19 protein-coding genes are annotated in these 19320 nt (G+C 31.1%); 6 read left to right on the top strand and 13 right to left on the bottom strand.

Going from position 1 to position 19320, the window contains the following annotated elements; genetic code table 11:
• Window positions 1–79: 79 nt before the first annotated feature.
• The 10 genes from Q0997_RS17960 to Q0997_RS18005 form a co-directional block, all read right to left on the bottom strand.
• Window positions 80–337, bottom strand: coding sequence for a hypothetical protein (locus Q0997_RS17960; protein WP_299891459.1), 258 nt, complete (start codon window positions 335–337; stop codon window positions 80–82).
• A 102-nt stretch (window positions 338–439) separates the two neighbouring features.
• Window positions 440–1195: a tetratricopeptide repeat protein gene (locus tag Q0997_RS17965; protein ID WP_299891462.1), complete on the bottom strand. Its 756-nt coding sequence runs from the start codon at window positions 1193–1195 to the stop codon at window positions 440–442.
• Between the two features lie 51 nt (window positions 1196–1246).
• Window positions 1247–3019, bottom strand: coding sequence for a BatD family protein (locus Q0997_RS17970; RefSeq protein ID WP_299891464.1), 1773 nt, complete (start codon window positions 3017–3019; stop codon window positions 1247–1249).
• A gap of 51 nt (window positions 3020–3070) precedes the next feature.
• Window positions 3071–3916 (bottom strand): tetratricopeptide repeat protein, encoded by an 846-nt coding sequence (locus tag Q0997_RS17975; protein WP_299891467.1) that lies wholly within the window; start codon window positions 3914–3916, stop codon window positions 3071–3073.
• 57 nt (window positions 3917–3973) lie between these two features.
• Window positions 3974–5011: a VWA domain-containing protein gene (locus tag Q0997_RS17980; protein ID WP_299891469.1), complete on the bottom strand. Its 1038-nt coding sequence runs from the start codon at window positions 5009–5011 to the stop codon at window positions 3974–3976.
• A 2-nt stretch (window positions 5012–5013) separates the two neighbouring features.
• Entirely contained in the window at window positions 5014–5526 is a 513-nt protein-coding gene (locus tag Q0997_RS17985; protein WP_299891472.1) for a flavodoxin family protein, read from the bottom strand.
• A gap of 2 nt (window positions 5527–5528) precedes the next feature.
• Window positions 5529–6533, bottom strand: a complete 1005-nt coding sequence (locus tag Q0997_RS17990) for a VWA domain-containing protein (RefSeq protein WP_299891474.1) — start codon at window positions 6531–6533, stop codon at window positions 5529–5531.
• On the bottom strand, window positions 6533–8215 hold the full coding sequence (locus tag Q0997_RS17995) for a hypothetical protein (RefSeq protein WP_299891477.1): 1683 nt from the start codon (window positions 8213–8215) through the stop codon (window positions 6533–6535). Before Q0997_RS17995 ends, Q0997_RS17990 begins: the two co-directional genes overlap by 1 nt.
• 7 nt (window positions 8216–8222) lie before the next feature.
• Entirely contained in the window at window positions 8223–9089 is an 867-nt protein-coding gene (locus Q0997_RS18000; protein WP_299891479.1) for a DUF58 domain-containing protein, read from the bottom strand.
• A gap of 91 nt (window positions 9090–9180) precedes the next feature.
• A complete protein-coding gene (locus Q0997_RS18005; protein WP_299891482.1) occupies window positions 9181–10182 on the bottom strand; it encodes a MoxR family ATPase in 1002 nt (333 codons plus the stop codon).
• A 206-nt stretch (window positions 10183–10388) separates the two neighbouring features.
• Between Q0997_RS18005 and Q0997_RS18010 the strand changes: the two genes are divergently transcribed.
• Genes Q0997_RS18010 through Q0997_RS18030 form a run of 5 tightly spaced genes read left to right on the top strand, consistent with a single transcriptional unit; the run spans window position 10389 to window position 14544 of the window.
• Window positions 10389–11264, top strand: a complete 876-nt coding sequence (locus tag Q0997_RS18010) for an aldo/keto reductase family oxidoreductase (protein ID WP_299891485.1) — start codon at window positions 10389–10391, stop codon at window positions 11262–11264.
• A 10-nt stretch (window positions 11265–11274) separates the two neighbouring features.
• The gene (locus Q0997_RS18015; protein WP_299891488.1) at window positions 11275–12033 is read left to right on the top strand and encodes an SDR family NAD(P)-dependent oxidoreductase; all 759 of its coding nucleotides are present in this window, start codon (window positions 11275–11277) and stop codon (window positions 12031–12033) included.
• Complete coding sequence (locus tag Q0997_RS18020; RefSeq protein WP_299891490.1) at window positions 12030–12656, top strand: hypothetical protein; 627 nt, start codon at window positions 12030–12032, stop codon at window positions 12654–12656. Before Q0997_RS18015 ends, Q0997_RS18020 begins: the two co-directional genes overlap by 4 nt.
• Window positions 12653–13414 (top strand): phosphodiester glycosidase family protein, encoded by a 762-nt coding sequence (locus Q0997_RS18025; RefSeq protein WP_299891493.1) that lies wholly within the window; start codon window positions 12653–12655, stop codon window positions 13412–13414. Before Q0997_RS18020 ends, Q0997_RS18025 begins: the two co-directional genes overlap by 4 nt.
• Window positions 13411–14544, top strand: a complete 1134-nt coding sequence (locus Q0997_RS18030; protein ID WP_299891495.1) for an ATP-binding protein — start codon at window positions 13411–13413, stop codon at window positions 14542–14544. Before Q0997_RS18025 ends, Q0997_RS18030 begins: the two co-directional genes overlap by 4 nt.
• Before the next feature lie 207 nt (window positions 14545–14751).
• Here the strand turns inward: Q0997_RS18030 and Q0997_RS18035 are convergent, their stop codons facing one another.
• From Q0997_RS18035 to Q0997_RS18045, 3 genes are all read right to left on the bottom strand, one after another.
• The gene (locus Q0997_RS18035; RefSeq protein ID WP_299891498.1) at window positions 14752–15333 is read right to left on the bottom strand and encodes a hypothetical protein; all 582 of its coding nucleotides are present in this window, start codon (window positions 15331–15333) and stop codon (window positions 14752–14754) included.
• Window positions 15334–15354: 21 nt separating this feature from the next.
• On the bottom strand, window positions 15355–16287 hold the full coding sequence (locus Q0997_RS18040; protein ID WP_299891501.1) for an OmpA family protein: 933 nt from the start codon (window positions 16285–16287) through the stop codon (window positions 15355–15357).
• A gap of 194 nt (window positions 16288–16481) precedes the next feature.
• On the bottom strand, window positions 16482–18035 hold the full coding sequence (locus Q0997_RS18045; RefSeq protein WP_299891503.1) for an aldehyde dehydrogenase family protein: 1554 nt from the start codon (window positions 18033–18035) through the stop codon (window positions 16482–16484).
• A gap of 121 nt (window positions 18036–18156) precedes the next feature.
• Here Q0997_RS18045 and Q0997_RS18050 point away from each other — a divergent pair, with 121 nt between their 5' ends.
• Window positions 18157–19236 (top strand): isoaspartyl peptidase/L-asparaginase family protein, encoded by a 1080-nt coding sequence (locus Q0997_RS18050; RefSeq protein ID WP_299891505.1) that lies wholly within the window; start codon window positions 18157–18159, stop codon window positions 19234–19236.
• The last annotated feature ends 84 nt before the right edge of the window (window positions 19237–19320 follow it).

A 19320-nucleotide genomic window follows, 5' to 3' on the forward strand; every position in this document is an offset into this window, starting at 1 on the left:
CATTTATACTATTGAAAAGATCAATAGTTATTTTTTAATAATTTTGTTTGGACTTTCGTCCAGTATTCCTATAAAATTATTAAATGAATTCTGGTGGTGGAGATATTAAATTAAGATGTGGTTTAGTATACTTCTTATAAGCATATTGAAGATTGTCTTCTTTTTCTGAAGCGATAAAAAACTCTGAATCACAAAGGTCTTCAGTTACAAAAAACTCTAATCTTTTATTCTTGTCTTGACCTTTTTCTTCCTCTTCTTCTGAAAGATCTAATATTAAAGAAACGTCAAGTGTATCATCAGCCAACAACAATACAGATGGCGCAACTATTGTAGCCATAAACAGTACTGTAAAGAAAATTGAAAGATTTCGTTTTAACATACTTTAAAATAATAAAGTACAAATATATACTATGGAAAGCATTAAATTGTTAAAGAAACTCTAAAAAGTGTTCAACGGTTTAATATCCTCACTTGTTATCCAACCTGTTTTACCATCACTTAATTTAATTTTCCTCCAATTGTTGACAGTATCTAGTATTTGGACTTTAGTACCTTCATGAAGAACAAAAGCTTCATCGCTTCTTAAATTTGGTTCACTCTTTACTTGAGACTCTTGAGCAAATACAATAGCTGGATTATTTTTTTGCGTTAAATTATAATTATAAAAAGTGAAACCTAAAGCCACTAATGCTAAAATAACAGACAGTGAACTACTAACAAAAAACAATCTTTTTTTACGTGTAGCTACCGCAAAATAATATGTTATATACAATACTACAAATAGTATTACCAAAAGTATAGATAGCTTTGCCCAGCTATCAAAAGACATAGTCTTAGCAAAGTTTTTTACAAATTTTGACAAACCTACTTCTGGTAAATTATCTATAGCATCAACAGTCATATTATTGGCAAATGCAAGATTATTTTTTATATCTCTATCATTAGGTTTTAATGCTAATGCTTTTTCATAGTAATACACACTAGGTGCCACATGATTTAATTTATAATGTGCATTGGCAAGGTTAAAATACAATTCGGCAGAATGCTTATCGGTTTTTAAAATAGCTTCATACCTGTCTAATGCTTCGGCATATTTGCCTTCATTATATAAGGCATTACCCTGTTCAAAATATTTAGTATTTTGAGCTGTAAGGCTTCCAAAAAAGAATAGAAATATGTAAAGTAAGTTTTTCATTTATAAAAAGCACTTCGACTAGCTTAGTGTGACATCTTTGTTAAGTATAAATTATCTAATTTGCTTATCTATTAGGTTAATTGTTTTTGCTGCTTTATCGTAATCTTGTTGCATTGTTACTGTTGTTATTGGAGTATATCTTGCCAATTCACAATTTTCTAAAAGACTATCAAATTCAGAAATTACAGTTGTATCAACTTCTCTTTGAGATAATAATATCTGTATTCTATCTTTACTTAATTCACTAGTTTCAATGTTTAACTTAGCCTTTAAATAATTATGTAGTGCTTTTTCTAAAGCAACATAAAACGCTTCTTTTTGCCCTAATGCTTTTTTTGCTTCACCTAAATATTTTTTAGATAACCTATCTGCTTTTCTTAATCTATTTCCAATAATATCACCAGCTCGTTCTTCTCTCTTCCTTCTAAAAACAATAGCCAAAGGAATAGCTAATAAAGGAGATAGAAGACCTGCCCAAAATGCAGTAGATTTAAAAAATGGCGTCTTGTTTTTTGAAACTAAATTTGCATTAGTTTTAATAAATGCGAATTGGTCGTTATTTAAAACCACTCTTTGTTTATCTGATCCTTCAGTCGATAAATTATTGTCTGAAGCACCATAAACTGGACCTTCAAGAACATTAATTATTGTTTCGTTTGAGGAAAGACGTTTATAAGTTTCTGTTTTTAAATCAAAATATGAAAAAGAAATTGTTGGTATTGGATATTTACCTTTATACTGTGGAACAATAGTATAACTATCTGAAATACTACCTTGCATTCCACTTAAATTAGTACGTACTTTTTCGTTGTGTTCTGGTTCGTATACTTCTAAAGAACTTGGTAAATTTAGTTTTGGTAATTCAAACAGTTTTAAATTGCCTTTACCAGAAATTTCTAATTTAGCTTGTAATGGCTCTGTTGCATTTAGAGCGGTTTTCGAAGTACTTAGATGCATTTCAAAATCTCCTACAGCTCCAGTAAAATCGTCTGGTTTATTTTCTTCTGGTAATGGTTTAACATTAATTGTACGCCTACCAGCAGACACATTAACATTAACTTTACTCATCATTCTTTGCCCAAAAATATCACGTCTTCTTGTAGGGATTTCGGCAGTAACATCTAAGCTTAATGGTTCTATTTCTAATTTTCCCGTTTTTTGCGGATATAAAACAGTTCTTCTTAATACAACAAATTGGTAATCTTCTCCTTTGTATTGCCCTCTTTCAATTTTAAGGCCTTTAGGATTCATATTTTGACTCCAAAAATCATCGAACTCAGGATCTTTAGTTTCTCGCCAATTACTAACACCTGTATTTGGTGATACATATAATTTATATATTACAGTAATGGCTTCATTTAAATATGGATTGCTTTTTGAAACCTCAGCTACTAAATGAATATTTTCACTAGCAATAGAACTAGCATTATTACCATTTTTAGGCTTATCTATAGCTTTAGTAACCTTAATTACTATCGGAGATGTTTTATAGGTTTCACCATCAATTTCTATAGTAGCAGAATCAATCATAAAATCACCTTTACGTTGTGGTGATAAAAAATAACTGTACGTTTTCTCAAACGAACGCACTCCATTTCTCCATGAATTACTAACCGATTGATTTGGCCCTCCAACAACATTAAAACCGTTAAATTTAGGTGGCTTAAAATTGTCGCCATCTTTATTCATAGAAAAATCAACACGCAATCGCTCATTTAATCCCAATTTCTTTTTACTAACTTTTGCCTGAAATTGTATTTGAGCAGAAGCAATACTTGTTGAAAGTATTATTAATAAAATTGATATGTGTTTTTTAAATTTCATTTCTTTATTACATAGACTCTATATCAAATAATAGAATAACAACACTTTTTTTTACCAGTCTTTTTCTGTTTGTATTTTTACGCCTTTTGCTTTTTCAGCATTAATTTTTTCTTGCACTTTTTGTTCTTGATTATTCATAGCTTCTAGCAAATTTTTAATTTGCTGTGGCGATAATTGTCCAGGTTGTTGTTGAGGCTTTTGTTTTTCTTTCTTCTCTTTATCGCCTTTTCCATCTTTCTCTTTTTCATCTTCAGGCTTACCTTTATCTTCTTTATCCTCTCCTTCTTTTTTATCGTCGTCTCCTTTTTCTTTATTGTCTTCTTTATTTTCTCCTTCGTCTTCTTTCTCTTTATCGTCCTTATCATTTTGGTCTTCATTTTCCTTTTTATCCTTCTCTTCATCTTTTTTATCGTCTTCTTCTTGAGGAGGTTCTTGATTTTTGGCACATTCTTTAGCTAAACCAAGATTATAACGAGTCTCATCATCTGTAGGGTCATTTCTTAATGCATTTTTAAAAGCTTCTATAGCTTCTTTACACTTTTTATTTTGCATTAAAATGTTACCAATATTATGAAATGCTTTGTGTTTTTCTACTTTATCAGTTGTATTTTTAGCTGCTTGTTGATTACGATATAATGCCTCATCATAATTCCCTTTTTTATAATAAGAATGACCTAAATTATAGGCTCCAGCTGTATGTGTTGGTTGCGTAGATAATGCTTTTCTATATTCCATTTCTGCTAAAATAAAATCATCACTACTTGCTAGGTCATTAGCATCATAGACCAAGTCATTAGCATTTTGCGTGATTTTAGCTAATTCCTTTTCTTTCTCTTTCTCTTGAGCGAAAGAAAAGGTTACTATTAAAATGAATATGTAGGTTATTATTTGTTTCATAACTGTTTTTCAACCACTAAATATATAAAAGCATTGCATTGGTTGTTGTTAAGGATTTTATAAATTCTCGTTAAATAGATTTAGTTTTTTTAACCAAGCTGTTTTTCTTTCTAGTAAAAATATATCAATAAAAAGAAGTAAAACTGCTAGACCTAAAAACCATTGAAACTGATCTTGAAAATCTGCAAATTGTTTAGCTTCAAACTCTGTTTTATCCATTTTATTTAATATATCCCTAATCTCATCTACTACTTTATCTGTTGTTCTGCCATTTATATAGGCACCATTAGCTTCTTTAGCAATATCAATAAGTGTGTCTTCATTTAACTTGGTAATTACTGTTTCTCCTTGTCTATCTTTTTTGTAATTTAGAATAACACCGTTTCTTTTAATAGGTATTGGTCCGCCTTTAACATCTCCAACCCCAATTGTAAAAATTCTTATTCCTTCTTTACTTGCTTCTTCAGCAACGCTTGCAGCTGCTTCACTATGATCTTCTCCATCTGAAATAATAACTAAAACACGATTTGTTTGTTGATCATCGTCGTAATACGTTTTTGCTAACTCTATTGCTTCGTTAATTGCTGTACCTTGAGAAGACAACATATCTGTATTCATATTCTGCAAAAACATTTTTGCAGAAGCATAATCTGTAGTAATTGGTAATTGAGGAAAAGCTTTCCCTGCATAAGCAATAATACCTACACGATCACTAGCCAAATTATTAATAATTTGAGTTACTAATTGCTTTGATTTTTCTAATCTATTTGGCGCTATATCTTCTGCCAACATACTTTTTGAAACATCAATAGCAAATACAATATCTACACCTTCTCGTTTTATCGTTTCTAATTTAGATCCAATTTTTGGGTTTACTAAAGCGATTACTAAACTAGCAAATGCTAAACACAATACTATTATTTTAAGTACCGATTTAAAGACCGATTTATTAGGGCTTAAACGTTTTAAAATAGCTTGATTAGCAAATTTATTTTGTGCGCTACGTTTCCATAACTGAAGCATTAAAAACAGTACTAAAATCACTGGAATGACTAGTAATGCCCAAAACCATATTTTTTCTTCTAATTGAAACATATTTATTTTAATAGTTTAGAGTTAACAAACTCTTCTATATTATTATTCACCTCTATAGAAACACTTCCATTATCGATCCATGTATGTAAATGCCCTTTATAATTCATCCCTAAGTAGTCTGCACTATTTTCAAAAGGCATCTCAAACCCTTCATAAAACCTACTATCATTACTACTACTTACACTTGCCATATCCATTCCTCGTAATTGCCTTCCATAATCTTTTTCTAATTTTAAAAAATCTGAAATACGATCAAAAAACACCTTCATTATGCCGCTCATTGCATACCAATAAATAGGTGTTACAAATACGATAACTTTATAATTCGTTACAATGTTTTTAAACAAACTAGCAAAATCATCTGCTTTGTTTTTAAACTCATAGTCAAAATGACCAATGTTTTTCGTTTTTAAATCAACGACATCAAAACCCGTTTTAGTTTTTAATATTGATACAATTTTACTTGTATCTCCATTGCTTCTTGAACTTCCTTGTATGATGATTCCTTTTTTCAATTTTAAACAAAGCTTCTAAAAACAGTGATTCTTAATAATAATTCAAACAGTAATAATATTCCTGCTATCCATACAAACCATCGAAATTTTTCTTCGTAATTATAAAATTTAAATTCTTCGATTTCTGTTTTTTCAAGTTTATTTATCTCATCATAAATTTCAGCCAACTTCTTATTATTTGTTGCTCTAAAATATTTTCCACCTGTTACTTGGGCAATTTCTTTTAAAAGTGCTTCATCTATTTCTACTTGCACTCTTTGGTATTGAATTTGTCCATTTTGTTTTATAGCATAAGGCGATAGTGCCATACCATTAGTACCTAAACCAATTGTGTATGTTTTTATACCAAACTCAACGGCTAGTTCACTGGCAATTTTTGGATTTATAGATCCAGAATTATTTACGCCATCGGTTAATAAAATAATAACCTTACTTTTTGCTTTACTATCTTTTAAACGGTTTACAGCTGTTGCTAAACCCATTCCTATGGCAGTTCCTCCTTCAATAATATTATTATAACGTATCTCTTTTAAAGATCTTAAAACAATACTTTTATCACTTGTTATTGGCGTTTTAGTATAGCTTTCTCCTGCATATTCTACTAAGCCTATACGATCGTTTGGCCTACCTTTTATAAACTCACTGGCAACACTCTTTAATGCCTCTAATCGATTAGGTTTTAAATCTTTTGCTAACATACTTGCAGAAACATCAATTGCCATCACAATATCAATTCCTCGTGTTGTTTTTGTTTTAGTAGACACATCTACTGTTCTTGGTCTAGCTAATGCAGTAATTAAAAAAGCTAAAGCCAATAATCTAAAAACAAACAATAAATGTTTTAATTTAGGCAACCAAGAATTGGTGACTTTAAAGCCTTTTAAACTTGATATTTTAAGTTCTGCTGTTTGTTTTTTATTCTTAAAAAAATACCATAGCATAGCTAATGGAAGTAATAATAACAACCAGAAAAAGTGTTTGTTTAAAAACTCTATACCTTCAAACATTATTTAGCTTTTGGTTTTAATTCAATTGAATCTAAGATACGTTTTACTAAATCTTCTAAGTAAACATCGTTATCTTCTGATGTAATAATTATTTGTTGTAAAATATTTTCGACAGTAAACAATAATACGTTAAACTTTCCTGCTCTTAAACTTTCGCTTCCTGCAGTTGGCAAACTTAAAGTCCCATAAAGTCTTAAACCTTCGGCACCATTAGGTGTTGTAAACTTATCATTTAAAATAACAATATCTTTAACGCCTTTAGATTCTAAACTTCTTACAATTGCTTCCCCTATTTCTGCTAAATCTATCTCTGGAGCATCTGCTTGTTCTTGAGTCTGGGCTTCTCGCACTTGTTTTTGAAGCATAACAGTACTTAGGGTTACGCTTAAAATATCATCTATACCTCCGTAATTAAATCCTGATGCTTTTACCTTAGTATTTTGAGTTGTCGAATCTGGACGTACTACTCGTTTTAACACTTCAGGAGTACTAATTGTTACTGGAGGAAAACCATACTCACTGGTTACCCATTTACGTTCAAGCAACTGCTTACTTTCTTTACCAGTAATAGTATCCTTAACATAGTTAAAACCATATTTGTATGCAAAGCCTGCAAAAGTTGCGATTAATAATAAGCCCACTATTCCAGCGGTTAAAATAATTTTTTTACGTTTCTTTTTACGTTCTTGCTCTTCTTTATATTGTAGATCTAGTAATTTTTCTTCTTCGGTTGGCTCTGGCAATGCTTCTTTAACATGATCTATTTCTAGCGCTATAGTATTTCTATCTATTTCTGCTAAAGCTATATCTGGCGTACCTTTAGCAAATTTTACTAAATCGGCACGTTTTAAAATGGTTTCTATATTACGAATATCTTCCTTACTTAATTCGATTTGATTACCGTCTTTAAGTAGATTTAAACGAGATACTAATTGATCGGTTGTACTTTCTAAAGCACGATCATAAACCTTTTCATCTAAATACTTTCTAATAATAAACGTTAAGTCTGAATAATAATCTTTTAGATTTTCATTTTGCAAATAACCACTTTCATCTAACTTTTGAAGTGCTAATTTAGCACGATCGTAAGGCGGAAGTAATGCAATTTCTTCTTCTTCTGTTAATGGTTTTTGTCTCCAAATAAACCACCATAACAAGAAAGCAACTAAAGCTATAGCTAATAAAGTGATTAGTAAATATTTCCACCAATTACCTACACTTTTATTTACCTCAATTATAGGTTTAATATCATACAACCCTTGCTTAGTCGTATCTACTACAATTTCTCTAACTTCTACTTTAAGAGAATCTGTGTATAACTCTTTAGCATCAATTAGAATCTTTTGTTTAGGAATAGAATAGACTCCAGAATCAAACTTTGTTAATCCGTATTTTTTTACAAGATTGTATTTAGCATCTTTTCGTGTAGTATCAATAGTATAAGATTCAATCATTTCTAAAGCACCAAAAGTTTGCCCTTCAGGAAAAATGACTAAAGCCGAAGTATCTGCTTCTACTTCTACTTTATAAGTTATTTGTTCTCCAATTTTTATAGAATCTACATCTATTGAAGATTTAACTTGGCTAAATGAAAACAAAGACAAAAGAGCAAAGAAAACAAACAGAATAGTAACTTTACTCTGTTTAATTTCAAAATTCATGATTCGTAATTCGTTATTCATATCTCTATTATCCTCTTCTTTTAAAATATCCTAAAAGCTTTTTTACATAGCTTTCATCTACACGACAATCTATAGTTCCGGCTCCTGCTTTAGCAAAGCTATCTTTATAATAAGCCACTTTTTCATGATAAAACTTACTATAGTTTTGTCTTACTTTTTTAGACGATGTATTTACTAACATAAGTTCTCCAGATTCTTCATCTTGCATTTGTACCATTCCTAAATTAGGAATCGCCTCTTCACTTTTATCATAGACGCGAATACCAGTAACATCGTGTTTTCCGGCAGCAATTTTTAGCGTTTGACTATAATTATCAGCAATAAAATCACTCAATACAAAAACAATAGCTTTTTTCTTCATAACATTACGCATGAATTTTAAAGCTTCAGCAACATTTGTACCTCTACTTTTTGGTTCAAACTCTATTAATTCACGAATGATTCTTAATACATGAGAACGGCCTTTTTTTGGAGGAATAAACAATTCTACCTCATCTGTAAACAAAATCAGTCCAATCTTATCATTATTTTGAGTTGCAGAAAAAGCTAACGTTGCAGAAATCTCGGTAACAATTTCATTTTTGAATTGTTGATCTGTACCAAATAATTCAGACCCCGAAATATCAACCATCAACATCATTATTAATTCTCGTTCTTCTTCAAAAACTTTAATATGTGGTTGATTTGTTCTAGCGGTTACGTTCCAATCTATATTTCTAACATCATCACCAAATTGATACTGGCGAACCTCAGAAAAAGTCATACCACGGCCTTTGAAAGTCGAATGGTATTCACCTCCAAAAATATGATCAGACAATCGTCTTGTCTTAATCTCGATTTTACGTACTTTTTTTAGTAATTCTTTAGTATCCATTTTTTAGGTATGCAGTGTGCAGTCTTCATATTAACAATTATAACCAATCGGCCTTCAAGCAAGTCTACTGAAAACTAATTATTGTTAACGTCTATGGTACTTCAATTTCGTTTACAATCTTATTAATAATATCTTCACTAGTAACATTTTCAGCTTCAGCTTCGTATGTAATACCTATTCTATGACGTAATACATCATGAACCACAGCGCGAACATCTTCTGGAATAACGTAACCACGACGCTTAATAAATGCATAACATTTAGCAGCAGTTGCAAGATTAATACTTCCACGAGGTGACGCTCCAAAAGAAATTAATGGTTTTAAATCTCCTAATTTATATTTTTCTGGATAACGTGTTGCAAAAATAATATCAAGTATATATTTTTCAATTTTCTCATCCATGTAAACTTCACGAACAACTTCTTGAGCCTTTATTATTTGAGCCACAGTAACAACAGGATTAACCTTATCCCATGAGCCTTTTAAATTAGCTCTCATAATTAATTGCTCCTCATCTTGTTTAGGGTAATCTATTACTGTTTTTAACATAAAACGATCCACTTGCGCTTCTGGTAAAGGATATGTTCCTTCTTGCTCAACTGGGTTTTGCGTTGCCATTACTAAAAATGGTTTGTCTAGTATAAATGTTTCATCACCAATAGTCACTTGCTTTTCTTGCATTGCTTCAAGTAAAGCAGATTGCACTTTTGCTGGTGCACGGTTTATTTCATCTGCTAACACAAAGTTGGCGAAAATTGGTCCTTTTTTAATAGAGAAATCATTCTCTTTCATATTAAAAATTAATGTCCCAACGACATCTGCAGGTAGTAAATCTGGAGTAAATTGAATACGACTAAAACTACCATCTACTGCTTTAGACAACGTATTTATAGCTAGTGTTTTTGCCAAACCAGGAACACCTTCAAGTAAAATATGTCCACGACCTAAAAGACCTATTAGTAAACGTTCTATCATATGTTTTTGACCAACGATTACTTTATTCATTTCGTATGTCAATAAATCAACAAAAGCACTTTCCTTTTCAATTTTTTCATTAATTGATTTAATATCAATTGTGCTAGTTTCTTCCATCTTTAATTAATTTTTTAGGAGCCGAATATAATATCGGAAATTAAGATTTGCAAATTGTTACTTTTTTTTATGCTATCGTGTTAATAATTGGTTAAAAATTACAGTATTAAAAGCCCTACATCACAAATTGTTTGGTATTTTTAAAGTTTAAAATTTATTCAATAAAAAAGATTTCCGTTTTCGCGGGAAGGAAACACAAATTTTCAATGAGTAAAAGAAAGTATTCCAAAATTATTGCTGGCACAATGACCTGGGGCATTTGGGGAAATAAACTCTCTAAAACCGAAATGATAAAACGTATGCATCATTGCATAGATAATAATATAACGACTTTTGATCATGCCGATATTTATGGTGACTACTCAACAGAAAATGATTTTGGCAAGGCGCTTGTTGAAAGTAAAATAGATAGAAGTAGTATCGAATTAATTTCTAAATGTGGTATTCAATATCTTGGCGAAGCACGTGCTTACAATAAAGTAAAACATTATGATTATAGTAAAGAATACATTATTTCTTCTGCCGAAACCTCGTTAAAAAACTTAAAAACAGATTACTTAGACTTATTTCTACTACATAGACCAAGCCCTTTAATGGAAGGAGAAATTATTGCTGATGCCTTTGAAACCTTACAAAAAGAAGGAAAAGTAAAACGTTTTGGAGTGTCTAACTTCACTCCTTCTCAAATGGAATTAGTTTCGAAGCATGCTAACATTTCTGCAAATCAAATTGAATTTTCTTTAACACAACATTCTGCTATGCATGATGGCACTTTAGATTATATGACAGTTAATAATATTAACGCCATGTCTTGGTCTCCTTTAGGAAGTGTATTTAGAGAAGACAATGAACAAACACGAAGAATACATAAACAATTAGGTGAATTAATAGATAAATATAAAGCTACAGAAGATCAATTATTACTAGCTTGGATTTTAAAACACCCAGCAAATATTCACCCAGTAATTGGTACTACAAATCCAGATAGAATAAAAAATGCGGCCAAAGCTGTGGATATTGAATTAGATTTAGAAGATTGGTTTTTAATATTAGTAGCCTGTCAAGGCCATAAAGTACCTTAAAAAGAACAGAATGAACAACAAAAAAGTAGCTCTAATTACAGGAGCAACAAGTGGAATAGGTAGAGCTACAGCTCACGAATTTGCGAAACATGGTATAAAATTAATTATTTGTGGCAGACGCCAAGAGCGTTTAGATACAGTACAAGAAGCATTACAAAAACTCACAGAAGTTCATACTTTAAACTTTGATGTTCGCGATAAAGATGCTGTTTTTAAAGCCATTAATTCTTTACCTAAAGATTTTAAGCAAATAGATATTTTAATTAATAATGCTGGAAATGCTCATGGTTTAGACCCTATACATGAAGGCAATATTGACGATTGGGATGCTATGATGGATATTAACGTTAAAGGGTTGTTATATGTTAGTAAAGCAGTAATCCCACAAATGACAGAAAGAACATCTGGACATATTATAAATATTGGTTCTTCAGCAGGAAAAGAAGTATACCCAAAAGGCAATGTGTATTGCGCTAGTAAGCATGCTGTTCTTGCTGTCACTGAAGGCATGCGTATTGACCTTAATCCATTTGGAATAAAAGTCGCTGCTATAAATCCGGGTTTAGTAGAAACAGAGTTTTCACAAGTGCGTTTTAAAGGAGAAACCCTAGCCGATAATGTTTACAAAGGATACAAAGCGCTACAACCCCAAGATGTTGCAGATGTTATTTATTTTGCTATTTCAAGGCCAGCACATGTTAATATTGCAGATGTTTTAATGTTTTGTACTGCACAAGCTAGTTCTACAATTGTGAAAAAACAAATATGATCGACTGGTTAAAAAAGGAGTGGAATAATTTAGCTTTAACTTATTGTAACGATAACTTAGCTGAAGCACTTTGGAATGAAATAAAAACCAACTACACATCTAAAACCAAACACTATCATAATCTAACGCACATTTATAATATGCTATTGCAAGCTGGAGATTTTAAAGCTGAAATTAACAATTTGGATGCTTTTAAGTTTGCTATTTGGTACCATGATATTATTTATAAATCTTCAAAAAAAGATAATGAAGAAAAAAGCGCTCTTTTTGCTAAAAAACGGTTAAAATCATTCAATTTCACTGAAAAACGAATAGAAATCGTTGAGAAATTAATTATTTCAACAAAAAAGCACCAGTTAATTTTAGAAGAAAATAATGATAACGCCTATCTTTTAGATTTAGATTTATCCATTCTTGGAACCGAATGGAAAACCTACGAAAAATACATTCAGAACATTAGAAAGGAATATAAAATCTACCCAAATATTCTATATAATCCTGGTAGAAAAAAAGTGTTATTACATTTTTTAGAAAGAGAGACTTTATATTTCACTGAAACCTTTAGAGATAAATATGAAATTCAGGCGAGAGACAATTTAAAACGAGAAATAGAATTGTTATGATTAAAAAAACAGTCTTCATATTAGTTCTGATTCTATTGTCTTGTAAAACAGATAAGAAAGCCAAAACAACACCTGTTTTAGTCAATAACTTAAAAACAGATTTTAACGATTCTATAATTTTAAGTTATACTCTAAATCCAAAAAATAAAAACTTAAAATTCTATTGGAAAAATAAAGAGGATTCCATTATAAAAACCTTTAAAAATCTTAAAATAGAATTAGAAAAAAAAGAACAGAAGTTAATCTTTGCTGTGAATGGAGGTATGTTTAAAAAAGATTTTTCTCCTCAAGGTTTATATATTGAAAATGGAAACATTATAACAACACTAGATACCATACAAAAAGGTTATGGCAATTTTTATTTACAGCCAAATGGCATTTTTTCTTTATCTAAAAAGGGTATTCCATCTATTTCTACTACTAGCAATTTTATAATAGACAATACTATTAATTATGCAACTCAATCTGGACCAATGTTAGTTATTAATAACAAATTGCATCCAAAATTTAATAAAGGCTCTTTAAACTTAAACATAAGAAATGGTGTGGGTATACTTCCAAATGGAGACTTACTATTTGCGATGTCGAAAAAGAAAATAAATTTTTATGACTTTGCTTCTTATTTTAAAAATAAAGGATGCAAAAATGCATTATATTTAGATGGGTTTGTATCAAAAACCTACTTACCATCAAAAAATTGGAAACAATTAGAAGGTAATTTTGGAGTTATAATTGCTGAAACGACATCAATAAAATGATTAATAAACGCCTACTTATTAAAAACTTACTTGCACATAACGACGAGAACAGTTTTTATGACAAAAAGCGAAAAATTGATATTGGCCAAAAAGAAGGTAAGGCAAAGTTTTTAAAACACATTTGTGCGCTTTCTAATAGCAATCCTAAAAACAATTCTTTTATTGTTATTGGTGTTGAAGATGAAGACAATAAGATTATTGGTGTCGATTTTTTTGACGATTCTAAAATTCAAAACCTAATTAATGCTTACCTCACCAATCCTCCAATTGTGCAATATGAAAACATTCCTTTTCCACATTTACCAGATGATAAAGTTGTAGGTCTAGTTACTATTCGTGCAAACGAAGGCCTAACCTCACTTCGTAAAAATATATGGAAATACTATGGTGGAGCAGTCTTTTTTAGAGACGGCAGTATGAGTATGCCTAAAGTATTTAAAAGCGACATAAAAGACGTTAATTCTAAAATTGTTGAAGCTATAGAAAGTCATTCGCATAACAATATTGAATATACACTTGATGGTGTTTTCGATTTCATGAACAAACGAAAAGACTACAATCCACAATATAAAGTTTTTAAAGAATACTTTGTTGTTTGTTGGGCTGGGCATAAAAAAGAAGTAAAAAACGAAACTTTTTTATCTCGCGTAGATATAGAACTCATTAATGAACAGGTACGTTTATTTTACTCAGCCATGGATGAAGTCTCTATTTCTTTTGATAATAATACTTTTAAAATTATAGAGTATGTTTCTTTAGGGCTTCAAAACAGTTATAAATATTACCCATTAGAAGAAACATTAATTAAGTTTAATGACAATGCTAATTATACTATTGATACTACTTTAATATTTCAACCTCCAGAATTCGATAAAAAGGTTTTACATCATATTTACAATGCAAATAATGCTTTATTAGAAAAACTTAAAAAAGGCAACGCATTAAACCAATATGAAAATAAAGATCTTCAAAATTTACCAGCTACTTACCTTATTTGTTATTTAAATGGATTTCATGAAGCAATAGATAAACTAAATGAATCCAAATCTTTTCTAAAATCCTATAACAGAGAGATCTATATTCACTACAAAGAATCTATTAGAATTTTAAGAAAAATGAAATACAGCTAAAAAAACTTACCAATTATACATATAAACCTACCAATTATACATTTTAAATCTATACCAATCTATTTAAAATATATATTTACCGTGCTATTAATCAACTCTTTAAATCTTAGCTCTCCCGATAAAATTTTGGCATTGACCTAAGATTTATATACAAAAAAACCGTTTCAGTAATGAAACGGTTTTTGTTATTAATAAATATGGGGATTATTATCTACCGCCATCTAATTTATCTTGCCAATCTTTAAGTTCTTGCCATTTACCTTCTGCTGCTAATCTAGCTTGTTCTGGCCACGTTCCTGGTTTATGAATTTCAAAACGTTTACCACCACTATTTAACACTTCTTGACATTTATCTACAGAACAATCTGCTAATCCAGACCAAGTAGTTACATCATGATTGTGAAATAACTCTTTAATTTTTGGACCTATACCTTCAACAACTGTTAAATCATCTTGCTTTATTTTTTTACCAAATGCTGCTTTAGCTCCAGCTGCATCAAAGGCGACTGTAGCCGCACTTCCAGATGCTGCACCAGCAGCAAAACTAGAGACTGCACTTCCAGAAGAATTACCGCCATTAAATGTTGATTTTTTACTCGCTTTACACGCTTCTAAATCGGCTTCTAATTTTGAAATTCTATTTTTATAAACATCTACATCTATGTCATCAGATGAGTCGTTTCCACCTCCTAATAATCGTCCTAAAAGATAACCTAATATTGCACTTATAAGTCCTACTAATATTGGGATTAACCAGCAAGGCATTCCACTTATTGCTAATAAATTCATAATTTTTTATTTTAATTTTTGTTAGTTAATTGTTACGACTACTCTTCTGTTTTTTGCTTTACCTTCATCCGTATTATTATCAGCAATAGGCTTATCTGGTCCTTTAGAAGAGGTGCTTATTTTATTTGCAGAGATCCCGTTTTGCACTAAATACGTTTTAACAAATTCGGCTCTGTTTTTACCTAGTTTTATGTTAGCATCTCTATTACCTGTATTATCAGTATGTCCTATAACACTTATAGAGGTATCTACTTTATCTACATAACGTACCATTTTTGCTACCTTTTCACGCTGATTAGCTGTAAGACTTATTGATGCCGCTCCACTATCAAAATAGAGCACTAAAGGATCTGCTTTTATCTCTTCCCCTAACTGCTTTAACGCATCCGCTGCGCTAGTATCATCTGGATCTATTGTTCCTATTTTATAAGTTGCTGGACCATAATAAATATAATTCTCATCCGGAACCAAATCATCATTTAATTTACCAAATGTATTAATGTCTTTAGAAGACATCCCATGTGAAACAAAATAATTTTTAACTGAGTTTGCCCTTGCTAATCCTAGATTAGGGAAAACTGTATTATTTTTTTCGCCGCTGGTATAATGTCCAGTTATATCAACTGTTTTTCCTGGATTATCTTTTAAATAAGTTGATAATCTTTCGATTTTGTTTGTTAAATCACTTGAAACTGGTTCAAGAATGGAAAAATCTGACGCTTTAAAGTTAAAGTTGTCATTAGAATTAAACCTGATACTACTTTTCGTATCTATAATAGAAAAGGCATTTTTGGTTGCTGCTTTTACTTCGGGTTTTGCTGCCTCTATCGCTGCGGCTTCTATTGCTGCTTGTTTAGCCTCTAAGCAGGGCTTACAGCATAAAAACCAATACAATAGCGTACCAATAATAATGGTTAGCAAAATACCCAATAAATAACCGGTTTTTTTACTCATTGTAATGTTGATTTATATGTTAGTGACTATCAAGTTATTAAATTTTTGACAAAGTTTTAACACTTTAAGAAATAAAAACTATTTTCCAAACGTTAAAATTCGACAAACACAACAAAATCGGCGATTAAACTCAAATTAAACAAAAAAAGCCACATCTTTCGATGTGGCTTTTTTTATACTAAATTATTTTATGTCTATAAATCAAATTTAATTCCTTGAGCTAAAGGCAATTCATCTGAATAATTTACAGTATTTGTTTGTCTTCTCATATATACTTTCCATGCATCAGATCCAGACTCACGTCCTCCACCAGTTTCTTTTTCTCCTCCAAAAGCACCACCAATCTCTGCACCAGATGTTCCAATATTTACATTAGCAATACCACAATCAGATCCAGCAAAAGACAAGAATTTTTCAGCTTCCTTCATTTCGTTAGTCATAATTGCAGAAGATAAACCTTGTGCTACACCATTTTGCATATCGATTGCATTTTCAACATCTCCTGAATATTTCATTAAATATAAAATAGGAGCAAAAGTTTCAGATTGTACAATCTCAAAACTATTTTCAGCTTCAATAATCGCTGGTTTTACATAACATCCAGATTCGTATCCTTCACCTTCTAATACACCACCTTCAACTAATACATTCCCACCTTCGGCTTTTGCTTTCTCAATAGCTGCTAAATATGTGTTTACAGCATCTTTATCAATTAATGGTCCAATATGATTTTTTTCATCTAAAGGATTACCTATTGTTAATTGCCCATAAGCACCAACAATTGCATCTCTTACTTTATCATATACAGAATCGTGTATAATTAAACGACGTGTAGATGTACAACGTTGACCACATGTACCAACAGCACCAAATACAGCACCAGGAACTACTACTTTTAAATCTGCAGTAGGCGTAATAATAATAGCGTTGTTTCCTCCTAATTCTAATAACGATTTACCAAAACGCTCAGCAACCGTTGCTCCAACAATACGTCCCATTCTTGTAGAACCTGTTGCAGACACTAATGGAATTCTGTGATCTGTAGTTAGCATTTCGCCCACTTTATAATCTCCATTAATAATACAAGAAATACCTTCTGGTAAGTTATTTTCTTTTAATACCTCAGCAATAATATTTTGACAAGCAACTGCACAAATAGGTGCTTTTTCAGAAGCTTTCCATACACAAGTATCACCGCAAACCCATGCTAAAGCAGTATTCCAAGCCCAAACAGCAACAGGAAAGTTAAATGCTGAAATAATACCAACAACACCAATTGAGTGCCATTGTTCTCTCATAACATGTCCTGGACGTTCAGATGGAATTGTTTGTCCATTTAACTGTCTTGATAAACCTACAGCAAAATCACAAATATCTATCATTTCTTGAACCTCACCGTAACCTTCTTGTAAAGACTTACCCATTTCGTAAGACACTAATTTACCTAAAGGTTCTTTTAGTTCTCTTAGTTTATTTCCAAATTGACGTACAATTTCTCCTCTTTGTGGTGCTGGCATCGCTCTAAAAGTTTTGAAAGCTGCAGTAGCAGAATCCATTACCTTATCGTAATCTTCTCTTGTAGTAGTAGATACTTTACCAATTAAAGAACCATCTGTAGGTGAATATGAAGCGATTAATTCTCCACTTCCAAAATTGTTAGAACCTGTTGATGTTCCATCATTTATATCTTTAACACCTAATTGCTCAAGTGCTTCTTTTATTCCGAAATCAGCTAAAACTGCTCCCATAATTGTTCTGTTTTTACGAATTATTAAATTTTGATGCGAATATACTAATAAATGTGCGTTTTTTGAGACTTAACTTTCTTAAAAATAGTAACTTTAATGCAACTGAAAATAATTCTAAAAAATGAAAAAACTACTCTCTCTTTTTATCATCATTTTAATAGCATTTAGTTGTGGTGAATTAGTCCCGAATCCAGACGATAACGCAGAAAATATTACAAGAGAACATCCTAAACAAAAAAAGGTTAATGATTTTGCCATAGTTATTCATGGTGGTGCAGGTACTATCTTAAAAAAGAATATGACAGATGAGAAAGAAGCCGAGTACAAAGCTAAATTAGAAGAGGCGATAACAGTAGGCTATACTATCCTTAAAAATGGCGGAACTAGTCTTGATGCAGTTGAAAAAACTATTAATGTTTTAGAAGACTCACCTTTGTTTAACGCTGGAAAAGGTGCTGTATTTACAAATGCCGAAACTAACGAATTAGACGCTTCAATTATGGATGGTAGTAATTTAAATGCTGGTGCTTCCGCTGGAACAAAAACGGTAAAGAATCCAATTAATTTAGCTAGAAAAATAATGGAAAATTCACCTCATGTTATGATGGCTGGAAATGGAGCTGAAACATTTGCTATAGAACAAGGTTTAGAAATTGTTTCACCAGAATATTTTTCTACCGAAAAAAGAATGCAATCACTTAAACGTGTAAAAGCCAAAGAAATGCAAAAAGAAAAAGAAATCGATTCTGAATCGGCGTTTTACGATGCAGATATAAAAGACAGTAAGTTTGGCACTGTTGGCTGTGTTGCTTTAGACAAAAACGGCAACTTAGTTGCTGGGACTTCAACTGGAGGCATGACCAATAAACGCTATGGAAGAGTTGGAGATGTACCAATTATTGGAGCTGGAAATTATGCAAATAATGCAACTTGTGCAGTTTCTGGAACTGGTTGGGGAGAATACTTTATTCGCGCAACAGTAGCACATGATATTTCTGCTTTAATAGAATATAAAGGCCTATCGCTAGAAGCAGCTGCCAATGAAGTAATCCAGAAAAAAGTACCCAATTTAGGTGGTAATGGAGGTATTATAGCAATAGATAAATACGGGAATATAGAAATGAATTTCAATACTGCTGGAATGTATCGCGCTAGTATGAATGACAAAGGCGAATTAGTTATTGGAATCTACTCTAAATAAATTTTAACAAAAACATAACAACCAACTAAAGACTAAACATAAACATTCTAGCGTAATTATATTAACAAGAATATTCCTTCCGAT

This window comes from uncultured Lacinutrix sp. (assembly GCF_947500325.1).
Lineage (GTDB): Bacteria > Bacteroidota > Bacteroidia > Flavobacteriales > Flavobacteriaceae > Lacinutrix.

Excerpts from the sequence above, each read along its gene's own strand:
- Q0997_RS17960 (WP_299891459.1), bottom strand. The coding sequence starts at position 337 with ATGGCTACAATAGTTGCGCCATCTGTATTGTTGTTGGCTGATGATACA.
- Q0997_RS17965 (WP_299891462.1), bottom strand. The coding sequence starts at position 1,195 with ATGAAAAACTTACTTTACATATTTCTATTCTTTTTTGGAAGCCTTACA.
- Q0997_RS17970 (WP_299891464.1), bottom strand. The coding sequence starts at position 3,019 with ATGAAATTTAAAAAACACATATCAATTTTATTAATAATACTTTCAACA.
- Q0997_RS17975 (WP_299891467.1), bottom strand. The coding sequence starts at position 3,916 with ATGAAACAAATAATAACCTACATATTCATTTTAATAGTAACCTTTTCT.
- Q0997_RS17980 (WP_299891469.1), bottom strand. The coding sequence starts at position 5,011 with ATGTTTCAATTAGAAGAAAAAATATGGTTTTGGGCATTACTAGTCATT.
- Q0997_RS17990 (WP_299891474.1), bottom strand. The coding sequence starts at position 6,533 with ATGTTTGAAGGTATAGAGTTTTTAAACAAACACTTTTTCTGGTTGTTA.
- Q0997_RS17995 (WP_299891477.1), bottom strand. The coding sequence starts at position 8,215 with ATGAATAACGAATTACGAATCATGAATTTTGAAATTAAACAGAGTAAA.
- Q0997_RS18000 (WP_299891479.1), bottom strand. The coding sequence starts at position 9,089 with ATGGATACTAAAGAATTACTAAAAAAAGTACGTAAAATCGAGATTAAG.
- Q0997_RS18005 (WP_299891482.1), bottom strand. The coding sequence starts at position 10,182 with ATGGAAGAAACTAGCACAATTGATATTAAATCAATTAATGAAAAAATT.
- Q0997_RS18010 (WP_299891485.1), top strand. The coding sequence starts at position 10,389 with ATGAGTAAAAGAAAGTATTCCAAAATTATTGCTGGCACAATGACCTGG.
- Q0997_RS18015 (WP_299891488.1), top strand. The coding sequence starts at position 11,275 with ATGAACAACAAAAAAGTAGCTCTAATTACAGGAGCAACAAGTGGAATA.
- Q0997_RS18020 (WP_299891490.1), top strand. The coding sequence starts at position 12,030 with ATGATCGACTGGTTAAAAAAGGAGTGGAATAATTTAGCTTTAACTTAT.
- Q0997_RS18025 (WP_299891493.1), top strand. The coding sequence starts at position 12,653 with ATGATTAAAAAAACAGTCTTCATATTAGTTCTGATTCTATTGTCTTGT.
- Q0997_RS18030 (WP_299891495.1), top strand. The coding sequence starts at position 13,411 with ATGATTAATAAACGCCTACTTATTAAAAACTTACTTGCACATAACGAC.
- Q0997_RS18035 (WP_299891498.1), bottom strand. The coding sequence starts at position 15,333 with ATGAATTTATTAGCAATAAGTGGAATGCCTTGCTGGTTAATCCCAATA.
- Q0997_RS18040 (WP_299891501.1), bottom strand. The coding sequence starts at position 16,287 with ATGAGTAAAAAAACCGGTTATTTATTGGGTATTTTGCTAACCATTATT.
- Q0997_RS18045 (WP_299891503.1), bottom strand. The coding sequence starts at position 18,035 with ATGGGAGCAGTTTTAGCTGATTTCGGAATAAAAGAAGCACTTGAGCAA.
- Q0997_RS18050 (WP_299891505.1), top strand. The coding sequence starts at position 18,157 with ATGAAAAAACTACTCTCTCTTTTTATCATCATTTTAATAGCATTTAGT.